The organism is Sphaerospermopsis sp. FACHB-1094, assembly GCF_014696195.1.
Taxonomy (GTDB): Bacteria; Cyanobacteriota; Cyanobacteriia; order Cyanobacteriales; family Nostocaceae; genus Sphaerospermopsis; species Sphaerospermopsis kisseleviana.
Map to the genome: position 1 here is coordinate 1 of NZ_JACJPT010000111.1, position 17,125 is coordinate 17,125.

14 protein-coding genes are annotated in these 17,125 nt (G+C 40.1%); 6 read left to right on the top strand and 8 right to left on the bottom strand.

Annotation, left to right across the window (positions count from 1 at the left end; translation table 11 throughout):
- The first annotated feature begins 63 nt into the window (after positions 1–63).
- From H6F47_RS22670 to H6F47_RS22680, 3 genes are all read left to right on the top strand, one after another.
- Complete coding sequence (locus H6F47_RS22670) at positions 64–258, top strand: hypothetical protein (RefSeq protein ID WP_190651141.1); 195 nt, start codon at positions 64–66, stop codon at positions 256–258.
- Positions 259–303: 45 nt separating this feature from the next.
- Entirely contained in the window at positions 304–474 is a 171-nt protein-coding gene (rpmF, locus tag H6F47_RS22675) for a 50S ribosomal protein L32 (protein WP_096570094.1), read from the top strand.
- Between the two features lie 288 nt (positions 475–762).
- On the top strand, positions 763–1,350 hold the full coding sequence (locus H6F47_RS22680; RefSeq protein WP_137667539.1) for a sulfite oxidase-like oxidoreductase: 588 nt from the start codon (positions 763–765) through the stop codon (positions 1,348–1,350).
- Positions 1,351–1,692: 342 nt separating this feature from the next.
- Here the strand turns inward: H6F47_RS22680 and H6F47_RS22685 are convergent, their stop codons facing one another.
- The 7 genes from H6F47_RS22685 to topA form a co-directional block, all read right to left on the bottom strand.
- A complete protein-coding gene (locus tag H6F47_RS22685) occupies positions 1,693–3,087 on the bottom strand; it encodes an aldehyde dehydrogenase (protein ID WP_190651137.1) in 1,395 nt (464 codons plus the stop codon).
- 751 nt (positions 3,088–3,838) lie between these two features.
- Positions 3,839–5,005 carry a hypothetical protein gene (locus H6F47_RS22690; RefSeq protein ID WP_190348178.1) on the bottom strand — a complete coding sequence of 389 codons (1,167 nt, stop codon included), beginning with the start codon at positions 5,003–5,005 and terminating at the stop codon, positions 3,839–3,841.
- 291 nt (positions 5,006–5,296) lie between these two features.
- Positions 5,297–7,948, bottom strand: coding sequence for an HD family phosphohydrolase (locus H6F47_RS22695; protein ID WP_190348177.1), 2,652 nt, complete (start codon positions 7,946–7,948; stop codon positions 5,297–5,299).
- A gap of 37 nt (positions 7,949–7,985) precedes the next feature.
- Entirely contained in the window at positions 7,986–8,900 is a 915-nt protein-coding gene (locus tag H6F47_RS22700; protein WP_190651139.1) for an ADP-ribosylglycohydrolase family protein, read from the bottom strand.
- A 69-nt stretch (positions 8,901–8,969) separates the two neighbouring features.
- Entirely contained in the window at positions 8,970–9,419 is a 450-nt protein-coding gene (gene aroQ, locus H6F47_RS22705) for a type II 3-dehydroquinate dehydratase (protein ID WP_096570104.1), read from the bottom strand.
- Positions 9,420–9,444: 25 nt separating this feature from the next.
- Positions 9,445–9,582, bottom strand: a complete 138-nt coding sequence (locus tag H6F47_RS22710) for a hypothetical protein (RefSeq protein ID WP_187040763.1) — start codon at positions 9,580–9,582, stop codon at positions 9,445–9,447.
- A 225-nt stretch (positions 9,583–9,807) separates the two neighbouring features.
- The gene (gene topA, locus H6F47_RS22715) at positions 9,808–12,459 is read right to left on the bottom strand and encodes a type I DNA topoisomerase (RefSeq protein ID WP_137667543.1); all 2,652 of its coding nucleotides are present in this window, start codon (positions 12,457–12,459) and stop codon (positions 9,808–9,810) included.
- Positions 12,460–12,953: 494 nt separating this feature from the next.
- Between topA and H6F47_RS22720 the strand changes: the two genes are divergently transcribed.
- Positions 12,954–13,262, top strand: coding sequence for an RNA-binding protein (locus H6F47_RS22720; RefSeq protein WP_137667544.1), 309 nt, complete (start codon positions 12,954–12,956; stop codon positions 13,260–13,262).
- 285 nt (positions 13,263–13,547) lie between these two features.
- Entirely contained in the window at positions 13,548–15,110 is a 1,563-nt protein-coding gene (locus H6F47_RS22725; protein ID WP_137667545.1) for an NAD(P)H-quinone oxidoreductase subunit N, read from the top strand.
- Between the two features lie 392 nt (positions 15,111–15,502).
- Here H6F47_RS22725 and H6F47_RS22730 read toward each other — a convergent pair whose 3' ends face one another.
- On the bottom strand, positions 15,503–15,757 hold the full coding sequence (locus tag H6F47_RS22730; RefSeq protein ID WP_096570112.1) for a DUF6761 family protein: 255 nt from the start codon (positions 15,755–15,757) through the stop codon (positions 15,503–15,505).
- Positions 15,758–16,232: 475 nt separating this feature from the next.
- Here H6F47_RS22730 and H6F47_RS22735 point away from each other — a divergent pair, with 475 nt between their 5' ends.
- The gene (locus tag H6F47_RS22735; RefSeq protein ID WP_096570114.1) at positions 16,233–17,003 is read left to right on the top strand and encodes a response regulator transcription factor; all 771 of its coding nucleotides are present in this window, start codon (positions 16,233–16,235) and stop codon (positions 17,001–17,003) included.
- Positions 17,004–17,125 lie beyond the last annotated feature (122 nt).

The following is a 17,125-nucleotide window of genomic DNA, read 5'->3' on the forward strand; positions in this document are numbered from 1 at the left end:
AAGAGAAGATGATTTTGTACTGTTTTCCTCCCTTGTCCACTGTCCTTCCTTGTCCCCCAAGTCTTGCCCTCACGACAATGTAAAAAACCTACCCTTGTAAGGGGGCAGGGGAGAAAAAGGAGGTTAATAACCCAGTCACCAGTCACCAGTCCCCAGTCCCCAGTCCCCAGTCCCCAGTCACCAATCACCAGTCACCAATCACCAGTCACCAATCACCAATTCCCTTTGTTTTTGAGAAAGGCGAAAATTGTCAATTGATCGCTTAGAATAAAAAGGTTGTCAAGAATCACGATATCCGCTATCATGGCTGTTCCTAAGAAGAAAACATCCAAATCTAAACGAGACAAGCGCCGCGCTACCTGGAGACATAAGGCTGTTGTGGAAGCTCAAAAAGCTCTTTCTTTGGGCAAATCAATTTTGTCTGGACGTTCTAAGTTCGTCTATCCCACTGCTGAAGAAGAAGAAGAAGAGTAATCATCTCTTGCTCAGGAAAAGCACTAACCGCGCAGTTATGGGAGTGCTTTTTCTTTGCTTTGCTGATAACATCAACTACTACCCGCTAGACGCTGCGCGTTAATAGCGGATGTTTCCAGGAGGCAATATAATAGACCTCTCTAAAATAGAATGTATTAATTTGTCATAAGTTGTAGGGGCGAAGCTTATGGGCGATAATTTAACGGAAAAATCAGACATCTAAATATCCCATAAGCTTCGACCTGCCCCCATAAATAGGTTCTATAATTTCTTTTCTGGAGATGTCTAATGAAATTTTTTCAGAAACCAAGTCCAGAAGAAAGTGCAAAAGTTCCTCCTGGCCAACATTTAGCTAAAGGTTTTCCGGTTTTAACTTATGGTGCAACTCCCCAAGTCAGTATTGAGGAATGGGAGTTTCGCGTTTGGGGTTTGGTAAAACCGACTGTGTTTAAATGGTCAGATTTTCTAGCATTACCCCAATATGAATTTACAGCCGATTTTCATTGTGTCACCCATTGGACAAAACTTGATGTTAAATGGACTGGGATTAAGGTGACAGATTTTATGAGTTTGCTGGAAGTAGATCCCAAAGCTGCTCATATTATGGAACATTGCTATGGTGGTTACACCACAAATATTAGTATTCAAGATTTTGTCAGAGAAGAAAATTTCTTTGCTATTAAATTATTTGATGAACCATTACCCGCAGAACATGGTGGACCGATGCGGCTAGTTGTTCCCCATCTTTATGCTTGGAAAAGTGCAAAGTGGATCAATGGTTTAGAGTTTTTAGAACAGGAAGAATTAGGTTTTTGGGAACAAAACGGTTATCACCGTCGGGGTGAACCTTGGGAGCAAGAAAGGTATAGTAATTAGGGGTTGCTGAGAAAGTCTTTCCGTGATGGCATAGGAGTCAGGAGTCAGGAGTCAGGAGTCAGGAGGAGATTTGAAAATTTCTTTGCCATCTCTTGAAATCCCAAAAAATGCACACTTTTTCCGGTATACCCTTCAAAACCCTTGCACTAATTTCTGTGTTTATCAGCCTCTAACCTTTGATATATCAAGGTTTTAGGTTTATTCAGCAAACCCTAATTAGGGGTGACTGGTGACTGGGGATACAATTTTGGATTTTGGATTTTGGATTTTGGATTGTATTTCATGAATCCAATCTAAAATCTAAAATATAAAATCTAAAATTCTTCTGACTCCTGCTATAGTTCAGAATTTAAGAAGTTGCTTTAATATTGACAATTTGCCTTTGTAGGGAGGATATCTTAATTTTATGTCTAACCAAAAGGGATTTTTGAGAACACTTTTGTAATGGGAAAAAGTATCAAAACTAGCTTTACCATGATAACTACCAATCCCACTATTACCTACACCACCAAATGGTAAAGATGGTACAGTAAAATGAATGACTGTTTCATTCAGACAAACTGCACCAGAGGATGTTGTTTGTAAAATTTTCTGTTGTAGGTTTTTGTTTTGAGAAAATAAGTATAAAGTTAAGGGTTTTGGTTGAGAATTAATCCAAGTGATAGCTTCTTCAATGTCTGTATATTCAATTATTGGCAGGATGGGACCAAAAATTTCTTCCTGCATGATCGGATCTGTAAAGGAAACATTATTAATAATTGTGGGAGCAATATATAATTCACTTGCTTTGGTTTCTCCACCAATGATAATTTCACCATCTTGCAATAAATTTTGCAATAAATTAACCAATCTCGCAAAGTTATTTTGATTGATTATTCTAGCATAATCTGGGCTGGTTTCTGGATGCTCACCATAAAATTCTTTGAGGTATTTTTCTAAATTAACTAATAATTTATCTTTGATTTTTTTATCGACTAAGATATAATTTGGAGCAATACAAGTTTGTCCAGCATTGATAAATTTACCCCAAATAATTCTTCTAGCTGTATGTTCTAAATGAATATCAATATCAACAATACAGGGGTTTTTTCCACCTAATTCTAATGTTACGGGTGTGAGATTTTTGGCAGCAGCAGCCATGATTATTTTACCTACATGAGTGCTACCTGTAAAAAAGATATGGTCGAATTTTTCTGTGAGTAGTTTTTGACTGGTTTCTATACCTCCTTCCACTACAGCAATATATTCTTCAGGAAAATATTTAGGAATCAGTTCAGCTATGAGTTTAGAGGTATGGGTGGCAATTTCTGAAGGTTTGAGAATGGCACAATTTCCCGCTGCGATCGCACCAATTAAAGGTACAATTACTAACTGAAATGGATAATTCCAAGCACCAATAATTAACACTATTCCCAGGGGTTCTGGTTGAATTTTGGCTGAAGCTGGTAATAGTTGCCAAGGAACTCCTACTTTTTTGGGTTTAGTCCATTTTTTCAGGTTCTTGATAGCAAATTCAATTTCTTTAGTTGTTAAAATAATTTCTGAAGTAATAGCTTCTAATTCTGGTTTATGTAAATCTGCTTGTAATGCTTGAATAATTGCTGGTTCATGAGCAATAATTAATTGTTTGAGGATGACAAGTTGTTGCCGACGAAAATCAATTTCTTGAGTTTGATTTGTAGCAAAATAGGTACGTTGTTGTTTGACAAGTTCACTAATTGAATATTCGTTCATCATGGTAATTATCGGGATTATCCGAAATGTGTAAGTTGATTTTTATATCAAAATAGAAAATTATCCTATTGCTTGATACAGCAGATTTCATTGCTATGAGGTACAAATTATAATAATAAAACTTTTGTGGAGTGGGCATACTTCGACATAATTCGACTGCGCCCTTCGACACCGCCCTTCGACTCCGCACTTCGACTTCGCCCTTCGACACCGCCCTTCGACACCGCCCTTCGACACCGCCCTTCGACACCGCTCAGGACAGGCTCAGGACAGACTCAGGACAGGCTCAGGACAGGCTCAGGACAGGCTCAGGACAGGCTCAGGACAGGCTCAGTACAGGCTCAGTACAGGTCGCTCAGTACAAGCTCACTAACCGCTCAGTACAAGTCTTGCCCGCCCATAGTGTACCTCATTACACCGGAAATTGCTCTATGATTGAACCGCAAAGAACGCAAAGTACACAAAGGAAAGAGAGTTTCAGAGAGTTTTATGTGTGGCTGCGGTTATTTTGCCCGTGCGAGGAGATTTTGCTGTCATAGGATAGCTATCAAGGTAAATTCAACCTTTCTTAGATTACCTGTATTTGTACCGATAAACAATATAGATCCCTGACTTCTTTAAGAAGTCGGGGATCTGGGTATTGGGTATGAGGTTTGTCAAATTACACCAGTGTTAATGACAGCAATTTATCAATGGACAATTGATGGTTTTTGATGGTTTTTTTCTTTCTTGCTGACGGCTGAATGCTTACACTTTAATATCTCAAAATTGCCGCCACTTTTGCCCCATTTGGCATTTCTTCTGATTCAAGAGTATAAACTTTGCCACCATTTAATAGTGTATGCACAGCCGCAAAATCTAACATATCTTGATCATCTGGTTCTGGCTCGGTGTGCAAATCCACAGTCGTATTTTCAGGATCAAATTTTCCCCATTTCTGCTCATCTATAGATACTAATAAAGAATCAACTCGGTGATAAAAAGCCGCCGGAATAATTTCTTTAATATCACTAACAGCTTTTCCTGTTTCTTCACCAGCTAATTGTTCATAAAGTTCTATTGCTGCTTTTTTATTTTGTTGAAATGAAGGTGCAACAATTCGCCAAGCTTCATCATGTAATTGTTGTAAATTGAGAAGTTCTGGATTGCCATTAATGCTTTCGTCTAAGAAATAGGGATAGGTATTTGCAGCTTGGTAAATCGGGAATAAATATTCTACTCCTGCTAACACTAAGGGCGCTTTTTCATCCCTTAATTTTTCATGTAATGCTTCATCAACAGCGTAAAAAAATTGTAAAATATCATCTTCATGTTTCTCTCGATCAGGGCTACCTTGTCCATGAAATGAACCTGGATGTTGAGCAGCAGAAGTTCTTCCTCTGGGTGTACCAATTCTGTGCTGAACACCTTTTTGTAACTCGTCTTCTAGAAGAGTTTCTTCTAGACGATGTGGCATATTTTCTACTTCCACTTCTTTCAAACTATGCCCTGTACCTGCAAACAATTTTACATCTTTTTGACTCAAAGCCAAAACATAAAATTTTCCATCATTGTTAATAAAATGCAGTAATGGCTTGAGGTGAAATTGTTCATCAACTACAACTAATTCTGGAAATTCAATTGGTAAACAATAGTAGCGCAAGAAATTTTGGGAAATAAAAATTACTAATCCTTGATTTTGGTGTTCCCAAAAATCACCCCTATCTAATTCTCTAGCAGGTTGCAGAAAATCAAGAACTTCGGTATGTCTGATACCCATTGCTTCTAAATGTTCTTCTGCTGACCGCATTAAATTTTTGAAGCGAATAGGATTTTGGCGAATTTCTGCCCCTGCTTTTTGCGTAGGCATATATATAGATACAGATGGAGATTGGGGATTTTCTACTAATATTTTGAGTTCATCAATAGATAAAAATGCCATATTATTATTCATTCCACGTCAATAAGTAGGTTTTGAGAATGTATAGCAGGAGTCAGTCAGTAGGGGCAAACCCCCTGTGGTTGCCCTCTTGTAGTGGGAGTTTCATTATCATCATTATCAATTGATGTCCTAACCATCCTGTCAACGGCTATATCTTTATTTCAACCTCTGACGCATTATTTCTGCATCTTTCTTTTGATAAGAAATTATCTATTTTTTTTATTTTTTATGTCTTTCTTTTGATAGATTATTATTACCAATTATCAATTATCAATTATCAATTATCAATTATCAATTATCATTACTAGCTTTTGACTTAGGATATGCAATCCGTTTATGATGAAATTGTTGCCAAACTTCCACAAAGATTAAAGCAATCTTTGACATTTCCTCTCTAGTCAAACCAGAATCTACTAATTGCCCTTCTTGCCATTTACCACGAATAATATTATTCAACATATTTAATGCTTGTTCTGCTGTGGCATCTTTCAAACTTCGCAACGCTGCTTCACAGGAATCCGCTAACATGACAATTCCTGTTTCTCTAGATTGAGGAATTGGTCCATCATAGCAAAAATCAGCTTTATCTACTATAATGCTAGGGTTATCTTTAGCAATTTGTTGGGCTTGGTGATAAAAATAGGCGATCGCCATTGTTCCTTGATGTTCAGGAATAAAAGCTTGAATCGCAGTCGGTAAACTATGCTTTTTCGCCATCATTAAACCCTCAGTTACGTGCTTTTTAATAATTGCTGCACTTTTCCAAGGATCTTTAATTTCTGTCTCATGTTTATTTGGTCCACCCATTTGATTTTCAATAAATCCTAAAGGGTCGTGCATTTTGCCAATATCATGGTATAATGTACCAGCCCTAACCAATTCAACATTACAGCGTAGTTTTTTTGCCGCAGTTTCCGCCAAAGTGGCCACAAATAAAGTATGTTGGAAAGTTCCCGGAGTTTCCGTAGCCAGGCGCTTTAACAAAGGACGGTTAGGGTTAGCTAGTTCTGCCAAGCGGATGGGTGTAATTAAATCAAACAACTTTTCTAAATACGGACTTAAACCCAAGGCGATAATACTCCAAGCCAAACCAGATAAACCAAATAACAGCGCATCTTGCAGAACCATATACCAAGCAGAAACGAATGCAGCACCAGCCAGTAAATTCAGGATTAAATAAATACTACCTTGAGTTAAAGCAATAACAATACCTAATAATGCCAATTCTTCGCGGGATTTGAACCTTTGAGCTAAATAACTACTTAAAATTCCGCCAGAAGCACCAGCTACCAGACCAATCTTACTAATTTCTATGCTGATTGGTAATATTAGCGACAATAAGCCCACAACTGTCACTCCCAAAGCAGCGCCGTAAAAGCTTCCTAACAATAAACCAATGGCGATCCAGGTAGCATAAGGCACACCAATTGCCAAGACACTAGGAATACTCAAAGTTAGTAATAATATCAACAGGCGATCGCTGGCTCGCAAATGACTACCAATCCGCCTTTCTGCCCAAACAAAAACACCTATAGCCGCACTCACCAAACTGGCTAAACCCATCAAACCCAGCCAATTCACCTCTCGGCGATTCAAGTGATAATAATCCAGGACATCAAATGTCCATTGTGTAATCTTTTCACCTTTCTTGACAATCACTTCTCCTCGTCTCACCTTTTTGATCACAGATGGAACTTGCTCTGCGGCCAGTTGTGCCTGTTGTTGGGTTTTTTCTGCATCTGTTTGCAGATTTGGTCGTAATACAACCAACAATACTTTAGTGGCTAAGGATTCCGCTTCACCTGGTACAGAAATTTGTACTTGTAGACTCACTGCATCCTGTAAGATACTAGGGGGTAATCCTGGAGCTATGCCTTGAGCAAGTATCCTTTCTGCACTTTGTTTGATTCCCGTTTTTGCTATTTTCCAGTCGTCATCTGACAGATCCAAAAACCCAGTTTGCCCATATACTGGTTTTTTTCGTTCCGCCTCCATCTGTAACAGTTTGGCAATAGCTTGACCATATTTTTCTCTCACTTGAGATATTTGGGCAACCAGTAAAGATAGATTTTTTTCTGAGTTAGTGACACTGTAAGCTTTTAGTTCTGCTAGTGTCTGGTCAAAATTATTTTTGCTAGTTTTGCTTTCCTTAGTAGTTGCATTTGTTGATAATGTTGATCCAGGACTAGGCACAGACCGAGAAAATTGATGTCTGTCTGCTGTCCTGAACTTAGGCATTGACTTATTTTCTTTTTGATGATTTTCTAAAGCTTGTTTTAGCTGTTCCCATTCCGATTCTAAACAAGAACGAAGATATTGCTGGGTGGGAATAGGCAAGATAGAAACATCGAAAAAAGGAAAAGGTTCAGTGATATCACGAACTTCATCGCCATCTTCCAGCAGTTGGCGCAAATTTTCTTTAATTTGCTCATTTTTCTGGGTATTGATCATCAATACAGGGTGAGATTTTTCCTGTGCTGCTTTGCGTTCTGCTTCTGTTTGTTCTCGGTCTTCAATACTGGCAGAATAGGGAGCAATAAATGTTTGTGGGGCAAAAGTCCCGATTTTCATCTGGGGCTGGTTGTATAATTCATGACCTATAACACCTGTTAAAGATACCACAGCAATGAATAAAATCACCGTATAACGCTGTTGATGTACCCAGTTGAAAACAACGGCATAAATACCATGATTACGTTTCCAGGATTTTGGTGTTGATTGAGGAGCTTTTCTACCTTGTAGATGTCCACCTTCCTCACTGGTAGGTAATAAATACAGCAGTAGATTTTTGATAATAGTCCTGAAAAGTTTTTGATGACGGCTTTGATTTTGGCAACTGCTCACCGAACCAAGCCACTTTCTTTTCCGGCGTAACACTTTGTACTGTCGCCGCCATTGTCTCAATTGCTTGGCCAAGGACTGCAAAAATCGCTGCGTTTTCATTGTGAGTGATTTTTTGACACCTTTTACTTTTGATTTTTCAACGCGGGCGAATTACACGAGGTGCTGCAAAAACGGAAAGTGGAACCAATTCCCAATTTATCTTACATCCTTCTTTTGTCAACTCCTGGATATTTGGACTAATATTATACACACCTGACCAGACTGCTACAAGAGTATCAGCTAATTCTAACATCACATAACAGCTACTCATGCCCCATACTGGCTGATTAAAGGCTGATAATACAACTTGCCAATTAACAGGAATCCCCTCTATGCTGTTATATGCCCCTGATAAAGCTCCTGCCAAAGCACAACACCAAGAGTTTTGCTCTCTTAAATTGCTCTTAGCTCGCAAAACTGTCAATCGGAAATCTTCTAAGGTACTCAAAAAGCAGTAAAAGGTTAAGGCAATATTGTTACTGAATTTGTCTTGCTTACTAAATTCAGTTTGCGCTTGTGCTAATCCTGCCCCTTGCTCTAATAAAGTATTGACTTTTAATAAATTTTGTGGTACTAGTGTTTTGCTTTCTCCCAAAAAATCCATCGTTTCGGGAATGAGCGTGGAAGGATCAAGTTTTTCTGTCAGAGATTTAGCGATCGCATATCCTAAAACTAAAGCTGCATCTCTCACTACTGGGTTAGCATCCCAAATTTGTAATAATTGCAGCAGGTTATATTTAAGTTTAACAGTATCTTCGTGAAAAAAAATTGCTACTGGCAAGGTGGCTAAAATTATTTTTCCCCAAGCATAATCAGTATTTCCTACATCCAAGGATGCTTGTTTGTAACACTTTAACCAGTCTTCTGCATCTAATTTACCTAATTTAATTAAACTTTTACTACCCAGAACCGCAATTTCCCCTAAATCACTAACATTCTGAGTAGCTAAAATTTCTCCTAACAATGCTCCCAGGAAAATACCTCTAACCCGATTTACGAGAGAATAACGCATAATTGGTGACTGGTGACTGGTGATTGGTGATTGGGAAGATAAAAACAGAAATTCCGCTGCTGACTCCTGTTAATTTTTCAGTCTTAAATGATTCACCAATGCCTGTAAACCCAACAAATAACTTTGGACACCAAAGCCACTAATTTGGCCTATTACCACTGGGGCAATATAAGAATGATGACGAAAATCCTCTCGGCGGTAAATGTTGCTTAGATGTACCTCTACTGTGGGTAAATTTACAGCAGCGATCGCATCTCGTAAAGCTACACTGGTATGGGTATATGCCCCGGCATTAATTATAATTCCCTCGTGTTGTCCTAATGCCCCGTGAATTGTATCTATCAAAACACCTTCATGATTTGACTGCAAAGGCGTAACTTTCGCCGTTAATTTCTGGGCTTCTGCTGCTAATAGGCGGTTAATTTCCTCTAGGGTGAGAGAACCGTAAATACCCGGTTCTCGCTGTCCCAACAAATTGAGGTTAGGTCCATGCAGCACTAAAATACTTAAAGGCAGCAAAGTTCACTCCAATATCTTCAGGTCATTAGCGACGACGGGAGCGTTCATTCACAGGAATCGGAATTAGTTCCGGTTCGGGTTCAGCTTCGGGACCTAGTAACGCTTCAACTAGCTTCCGCGCTAATTCTTTCAGCTTTTCCAGTACCTTGTCTATATAGTCCATTTAACTGAACGCTCCTGAGATACTACCTCAAATTTAACTAACAGGATCATAGAAACTGGCTATTTGTAGCTTTTTTCGTTTCTTATCAAGTTGATAGATTCCTGTGTTTCCAGACTTAAACCAAGTGAAAATTTGGTTTTGTGTCCTTCCTTACTTATTAGATTATCACAATGATCAGGGAATGGGTAAGAGGTAAAATTTCGTAATTTCCCATCCCTTTAGTCTCTAATTTGATGCTTGTTTTTTCTTGCTGCTACTGGTAGATGATTTAGTAGTAGATGATTTAGTTTTAGCAGTAGTTGTTTTACTGGTTTTGCGTGTAGATTTAGTAGATGCTTTAGCTTGCAACAATTCTAATGCTTCTGACAGGGTAATATTTTCTACTGTCTTACCTTCCGGTAGACCTACATTAGTTTTGCCGTGCTTAATATAATGACCATAGGGACCTTCGTAAATATTTACAGGTGCATCATCATCGGGATGTGTACCCAATTCTCTTAAAGCGGCTTTAGATTTACTGCTGCTAGAACTGCGCCCCTTTTTTGGTTCTGCGAATAACTCTAATGCACGTTCCAGGGAAATTGTCAATACATCATCAGTTGCTTTTAAAGAACGGTAATCTTTACCTTCTTTACCCTGATCATGAACTACATAAGGTCCAAATCTTCCTAAACTAGCTTTAATTTTTGCCCCTGTTTGTGGATGTTCGCCCAAGAGTCGGGGGAGTGCCAACAAACCCACAGCCATCTCTAAAGTCAGATTTTCTGGTGTGACTCCTTTGGGAAGGGAAGCTTGTTTAGGTTTGGGGTTTTCCTCGGTTTTGTCACCCAACTGTACATAAGGTCCATAAGTGCCAATCTTCACATAAATTGGTTCACCTGTTTCGGGATGTCGTCCCACTTGATCAGGTCCTACTGTTTTTTGTCTGAGCAGGACTTCTACCTGTTTGGGATCTAAATCAGCGGGTGTGAGGTCTTTAGGAATGGAAGCTGTCACCACTCCATCACCATTATCTACTTCAATGTAAGGACCAAATTTACCAATGCGGACTTTAGCATTTAAGTTTTCTAATTCTACTGTTTTGGCTTTAGTGGGATCAATTTGATTTTCCTGTTCTTTCACCAAGGTTTCTAAACCTTGTTCTCCGAGATAAAATTTCTGGAGATAGGGTAGCCATTGAGCTTCACCTGTAGCAATATCATCCAGGGTTTGCTCCATTTTCGAGGTGAAGCTGGGGTCAACAATATCGGGGAAATGTTTTTCTAGTAAGTCGGTGACAGCAAAGGCGGTAAAAGTAGGAATTAAAGCATTATTCACCAACTGAGCATAACCTTTGTCGATGATTGTACCAATAATGCTGGCGTAGGTACTAGGACGACCAATACCTTCACTTTCTAAGGTTTTCACCAAACTTGCTTCAGTATATCTAGCGGGGGGTTGGGTTTCATGTCCTATTGCTTCTAGTTCTGCACAGGTAGGATGATCGCCAACTTTCAGGGCTGGTAAAATTACCTCTTGGTCTTCTAATGCTGCTTCTGGATCATCGGACCCTTCGACGTAGGCGCGAAGATAACCAGGAAAATCTATCCGCTTACCAGAGGAACGAAAACCCGCATCTTCAACTTGCAATTGTACAGTAATTTGAGTTTGGCGAGAATCAGCCATTTGTGAAGCAACGGTACGCTTCCAAATTAAATCATAAACTGCAAATTCTCGTCCGCTTAAACCAGTTTCTTGGGGAGTGCGGAAAGTGCTACCAGCAGGGCGGATGGCTTCGTGTGCTTCTTGTGCGCCTTTGGATTTGGTAGTGTATTGTCGGGGTTGGGGGCTGAGATATTCTTTACCGTACTTTTGTTCTACACAACTGCGAGCAGCGGCGATCGCCTGATCTGACAAATGCACCGAATCAGTCCGCATATAGGTAATATACCCTTGCTCGTACAAATTTTGAGCAATTCGCATTGTATCCCGTGCGGAAAGACGCAGTTTACGGTTAGATTCTTGTTGCAGCGTCGAAGTGGTAAAGGGTGGTGCGGGTTTACGAGTGACTGGACGTTCTTCCATATCGGCCACAGTCCAGGTTTTGTCCTGCAAACGCTCCTGAAGTGCTAAAGCTTGTTCCTCATTTAATAGCACCACATTGCGTCCAGCAGCTATTTGTCCGGTTGCAGGGTCAAAATCGCTACCTGTGGCAATTTTCGTGCCTCCCAGGGTAATTAATTGGGCGCTAAATGATGTTTTTTCATGTAAGAGACTGGCTTTTAAATCCCAATATGTACCTTCATGAAAAGCTCGGCGTTGACGTTCCTTATTTACCAACAACCGCACAGCCACAGACTGCACTCGACCCGCAGAAAGTCCCCAGGCGATTTTTTTCCACAGCAAAGGTGATAGGGTATATCCGACCAGTCGATCTAAAATGCGTCTGGTTTCTTGGGCGCGAACTACTTGTTCATCAATTTCGCGGCATTGTTTTAAAGCTTTTTTAATCGCGTCCTGGGTAATTTCATGAAACACCATGCGCTTTGTCGGCACTTTGGGTTTCAGCAATTGGTATAAGTGCCAACTGATGCTTTCGCCTTCCCGGTCTTCGTCAGTTGCCAATATTAATTCATCGGCATTTTTTAGGGCATCTTTTAATTGGGTGACAACTTTCTTTTTATCTTTGGGGACAACATACACCGGTTCAAAGTCGGCTTCTATATTTACCCCAAGCTGCGCCCATTTTTCCCCTTTGACAGCAGCAGGAATTTCACTAGCTGACTGGGGTAGGTCACGGACGTGACCCATTGAAGCTTCTACCTGATAGTCTTTTGGCAGGTAGTTGCGAATGGTGCGAGCTTTGGTTGGAGATTCGACGATGACGAGAGTTGACATGGAAATTTCAAAAAAAAAGAATAGCTGTGAAGCTAAACAGTCAAGTTGAGATAATTTTGGCGAGATGTCAAGATCAAATATCACGCCTAAGCAGTGATTTCATCCTGACACAAATTGCCCCAAAAGGGGAAAATTGCTCTCAACTTCAGGTGCAGTGCTGCTTTGGAGATTTAAACAAGCAACTGCCAAAAATCAATTACCTGGTATTTCCATCTTTAACTTATCTGAGGCATAATTGGCGAATCAGTACCATCAATTCACCCCAGTCTGTTACAAACTTTATTGATTATCATAAGTGCTTGTGATATTTACCATATTTCATCATAAATAACCATAATAGCCAGATTAAGCCTTGCCTATCTGGCAAATATGTTAGCATAGGGGAGAATTAGAGAAATAAATTCGACGATACGGTGCTTGTGGTTAGCAATAATTTCAAGTTCAAGCGGCTCGACGGATAGACATCTCTGCATCAATGGATTCTGGAGAGTTTCATGTCAATCTACGTAGGGAACCTATCCTACAAGGTCACACAAGAAGACCTAAGTAAAGTATTTGCTGACTACGGTACTGTTAAACGAGTTCAGTTACCCACAGATCGGGAAACTGGCCGTGTACGAGGCTTTGGTTTTGTAGAAATGGAAACCGCTGCTGAGGAAGAAGCAGCTATTCAAGCTTTAGACGGTGCTGAATGGATGGGGCGTGTAATGAAAGTTAATAAGGCTCGACCAAAAGAGCAGAAAGGTGGTCGTAGTGGTGGTAATTGGGGCAAAAATAGCGGTGGCTACTCACAAAGCTATTAACAGCTAACTGTTAACTGTTAACTGTTAACTGTTAACTGTTAACTGTTATATATTTATCACAATTTTGGCAGTTCAGTAGATTACTGGACTGTTTGTTTTTATTGGTTAGGACTGACATTTTTTTCTTTTTTTACCGGGTAAGGGGAGAGGTTTTAAACCTGGAATAAAACAATTGTCAATTGTCAATTGTCAATTATCAATTGATAAATGCAATTTTGGTGAAGAACTATAGATAGAATGAACTCAGTTAGCCTTAATCTCTAATCACCAAAACCTATACATCTCATGGATTTTGCTAATATTGCATCCCAGTTGAATGCGGGAACTATTTTACCAGAGGGAATTGTGATTCTCACCCTCTTGGGGGTTTTGATTGTGGATTTGATTTTGGGGCGCACATCTTCTCGCTGGATCGGATATCTGGCGATCGCTGGTTTATTCGCCGCGATTGTCGCCCTATACTTTCAATGGGATTCTACCAATCCTATCGGTTTTACTGGTGGCTTTAACGCTGATGATTTGAGTATTGTCTTTCGCGGTATCATTGCTCTATCTGCCGCTGTCACCGTCTTGATGTCTATTCGCTATGTAGAGCAAAGTGGTACTGCTCTAGCCGAATTTATCGCTATTTTATTAACAGCTACCTTGGGAGGAATGTTTGTCTCCGGTGCTAGTGAGTTGGTGATGATTTTCATCTCCCTAGAAACCCTGAGTATTTCCTCTTATTTGTTAACAGGTTATACCAAGCGTGACCCCCGTTCTAATGAAGCGGCGCTGAAATACCTGTTAATTGGAGCTTCCAGCACAGCCGTATTTTTATACGGTGTATCATTGTTGTATGGTTTATCCGGTGGACAAACGGAACTGAGTGCGATCGCTAACGGTATCGCTACAGCAAATGTAGGTCAATCTCTAGGTTTAGTCATTGCTCTTGTTTTCGTTATTGCTGGTGTGGGTTTTAAAATCTCCGCTGCACCCTTCCACCAGTGGACACCAGACGTTTATGAAGGCGCTCCCACCCCAGTAATCGCTTTTCTATCCGTCGGTTCTAAAGCAGCCGGTTTTGCTTTAGCTATCCGCTTGTTAACCGTAGTTTTCCCCGTCGTTGCAGACGAGTGGAGATTTGTTTTCACCGCCCTGGCAGTCTTGAGTATGATTTTGGGTAACGTGGTTGCCCTGGCTCAAACCAGCATGAAACGGATGTTAGCTTATTCATCCATTGCCCAAGCTGGCTTTGTGATGATTGGCTTAATCGCTGGTACAGATGCAGGTTATTCCAGCATGATTTTTTACTTGCTAGTTTACCTGTTTATGAACCTGTGCGGTTTTATCTGCGTTATTCTCTTCTCCCTGCGGACAGGTACAGATCAAATTGCTGAATACTCTGGTTTGTATCAAAAAGACCCACTGCTTACACTAGGTTTAAGTATCTCTCTCTTATCCTTGGGTGGTATTCCCCCATTAGCAGGGTTTTTTGGGAAGATTTACCTATTTTGGGCAGGTTGGCAAGCTGGCCTTTATTGGTTAGTATTGCTAGGTTTAGTGACTAGCGTTGTTTCCATTTATTACTACATTCGTGTAGTGAAAATGATGGTAGTCAAAGAACCACAAGAAATGTCCGACGTAGTGAAGAATTATCCTCAAGTACGTTGGAACTTACCTGGTTTTAGACCTTTACAAGTTGGGTTGATAGTAACTTTAATTGCTACAACTATATCCGGTATTTTGTCAAATCCTTTGTTTACTTTAGCTAATAATTCTGTTGCGAATACTCCGATTTTGCAAGCAGCAAAAGTTGCGAGTACACAAGCAAGCGTAATTGTTACTGAGGCAGCAGAGAAATTGTAGTTTGATTAATGGGTGATGGGTGATTAACTCATTGCCCATTTTTTTAAGGAGTTCAGAAGTTCAGAATTATGATTGTTTAATTTTCTGACAAAAAAAATTATAAAAATTAACTCGTATAAAATCTTCCTTGTCTACAATACCTCCTTGTCTTCGGTGGTCCTGCCTCAACAGATAATATTAAAAACCTACCCCTGTGAGGTGATCCCCTACCCCCTGCCTCTTACCAAAAATCCCCTTAGCCGCATAATGCCAAGGGGATAAATTTTTTCAATAAAATAAATAAACTATTGACAAAAAATATCATACCATCGGATACAGTTGACCAAGGCAAAAATTATGCTATGATCAGCGACGATAATGCAGATAAGTAACTAAAAACCCTCTAGGGTGGTTTAGTAATATCCGTGCTGCCGCTCTGGTTCTGGTTGCACCATTGCAAAGTTTGAGCCATCGTATAAGTAACGGTTTGCTTCTTCCTCTAAACGGTGGATCAGATAGGGTTCTATAGCGTTACTTTGTCGCAGTGCGGCTAAAAATCCATCCAAATACATCCGCATATCATCCATACGATAGCCGCGATTCCATAACTCGACGAAGGCGTCAGTCAGTTTTTGGTAATAGCGAATGGTTTGTGTGTCTTGGAGCATAACTGCCGTGTTAATCTCTAAAAAATGAGAATTGTATATGATTCACGCTTGAAAGAGAAGTATGACTTCCTTCTTTAGTATTAACCCAAAGTTAATATTTAGACGTTGGGTCAGACCCCCCAAAGCTGTAAGCATGAACAAATCCTATTTACAAAATTTGATTGTAGGATTGTTATCTAAAACTGTCCTTGTAACTTAGCCTCTCACTCAATAGATAGATTTTTCAGGTTTGTTTTTCCAGTTTACTATACTTTTTAAGTTGGATGGTCAAGCAAAGGAAATTTTGGTTAATTCTCAGACATAAGCACAAACAGGATCTTTATAACCACGTCCAAAATTAAATTTATCTAAATTTCTTGTAAGGTTTTCTTTGAGCAAATGTAAAGATAATATCAACTGAAGTAACAAAAACTACAAAACCTTGAGCCTGAGATTGTTAATTTGAAAATCATCGACGCTAAGGGGTCTTGCAACTGTGGGATCGGTTTGTATTGAAATTGTTGAGGGGAATCCCCATCTGAGGTCGTTGCTGGGTTGGCACTTGCAACAACTGGAATACAGAGTACATCAAGCCGCCAGTATTTATCAAGCAAGGGAAGTGTTTTTAAGTCATCAGCCAACCCTGGTTATTCTCGATGCGGACTTATCAGATGGTGACGGTATCGAATTTTGCCATTGGTTAAATCGTCAGGATCAGCCTTTAATTCTCATGTTATCTGCTCGCAATAATGAAGCGGATATTGTCGCCGGTTTAAAAGCGGGAGCAGATGATTATTTAAGCAAACCTTTTGGAATGCAGGAATTTTTGGCGCGGGTAGAAGCACTAATTCGCCGTAAACGCATACCAACTGCACCAGCTTATTTGGATTATGGCAGTTTACAAATTGATTTAGTACAGCGCCGAGTCCGTTTTCAAGGGGAGTTTATTGATTTAACACCCCAGGAATTTAGTTTACTTTATGTTTTAGCCCAGGCGGGTGGAGTACCTTTGAGTAGGTCAGAGTTACTGCGTCGTGCTTGGCCAGATGCTATTGATAATCCCCGGACTATTGATACTCACGTTTTATCATTGCGGAAAAAGGTGGAACTTGATCCGCGTCAACCCAGTTTAATCCAAACCATTCGTAATGTTGGCTACAGATTTAACATGGAAATTTTAAATGCTACTGTTCCACCTGCACAACCTAAGTTAACGAAAGAGAGATTTACCAATCCGCGTTCTACCCTTGCAACTCAAAGCACTTGATGGGGACTGGTGACTGGGGACTGGGGACTGGGGACTGGGGACTGGTGACTGGGGACTGGGGACTGGTGACTGGGGACTGGGGACTGGGGACTGGGGACTGGGGACTGGGGACTGGGGACTGG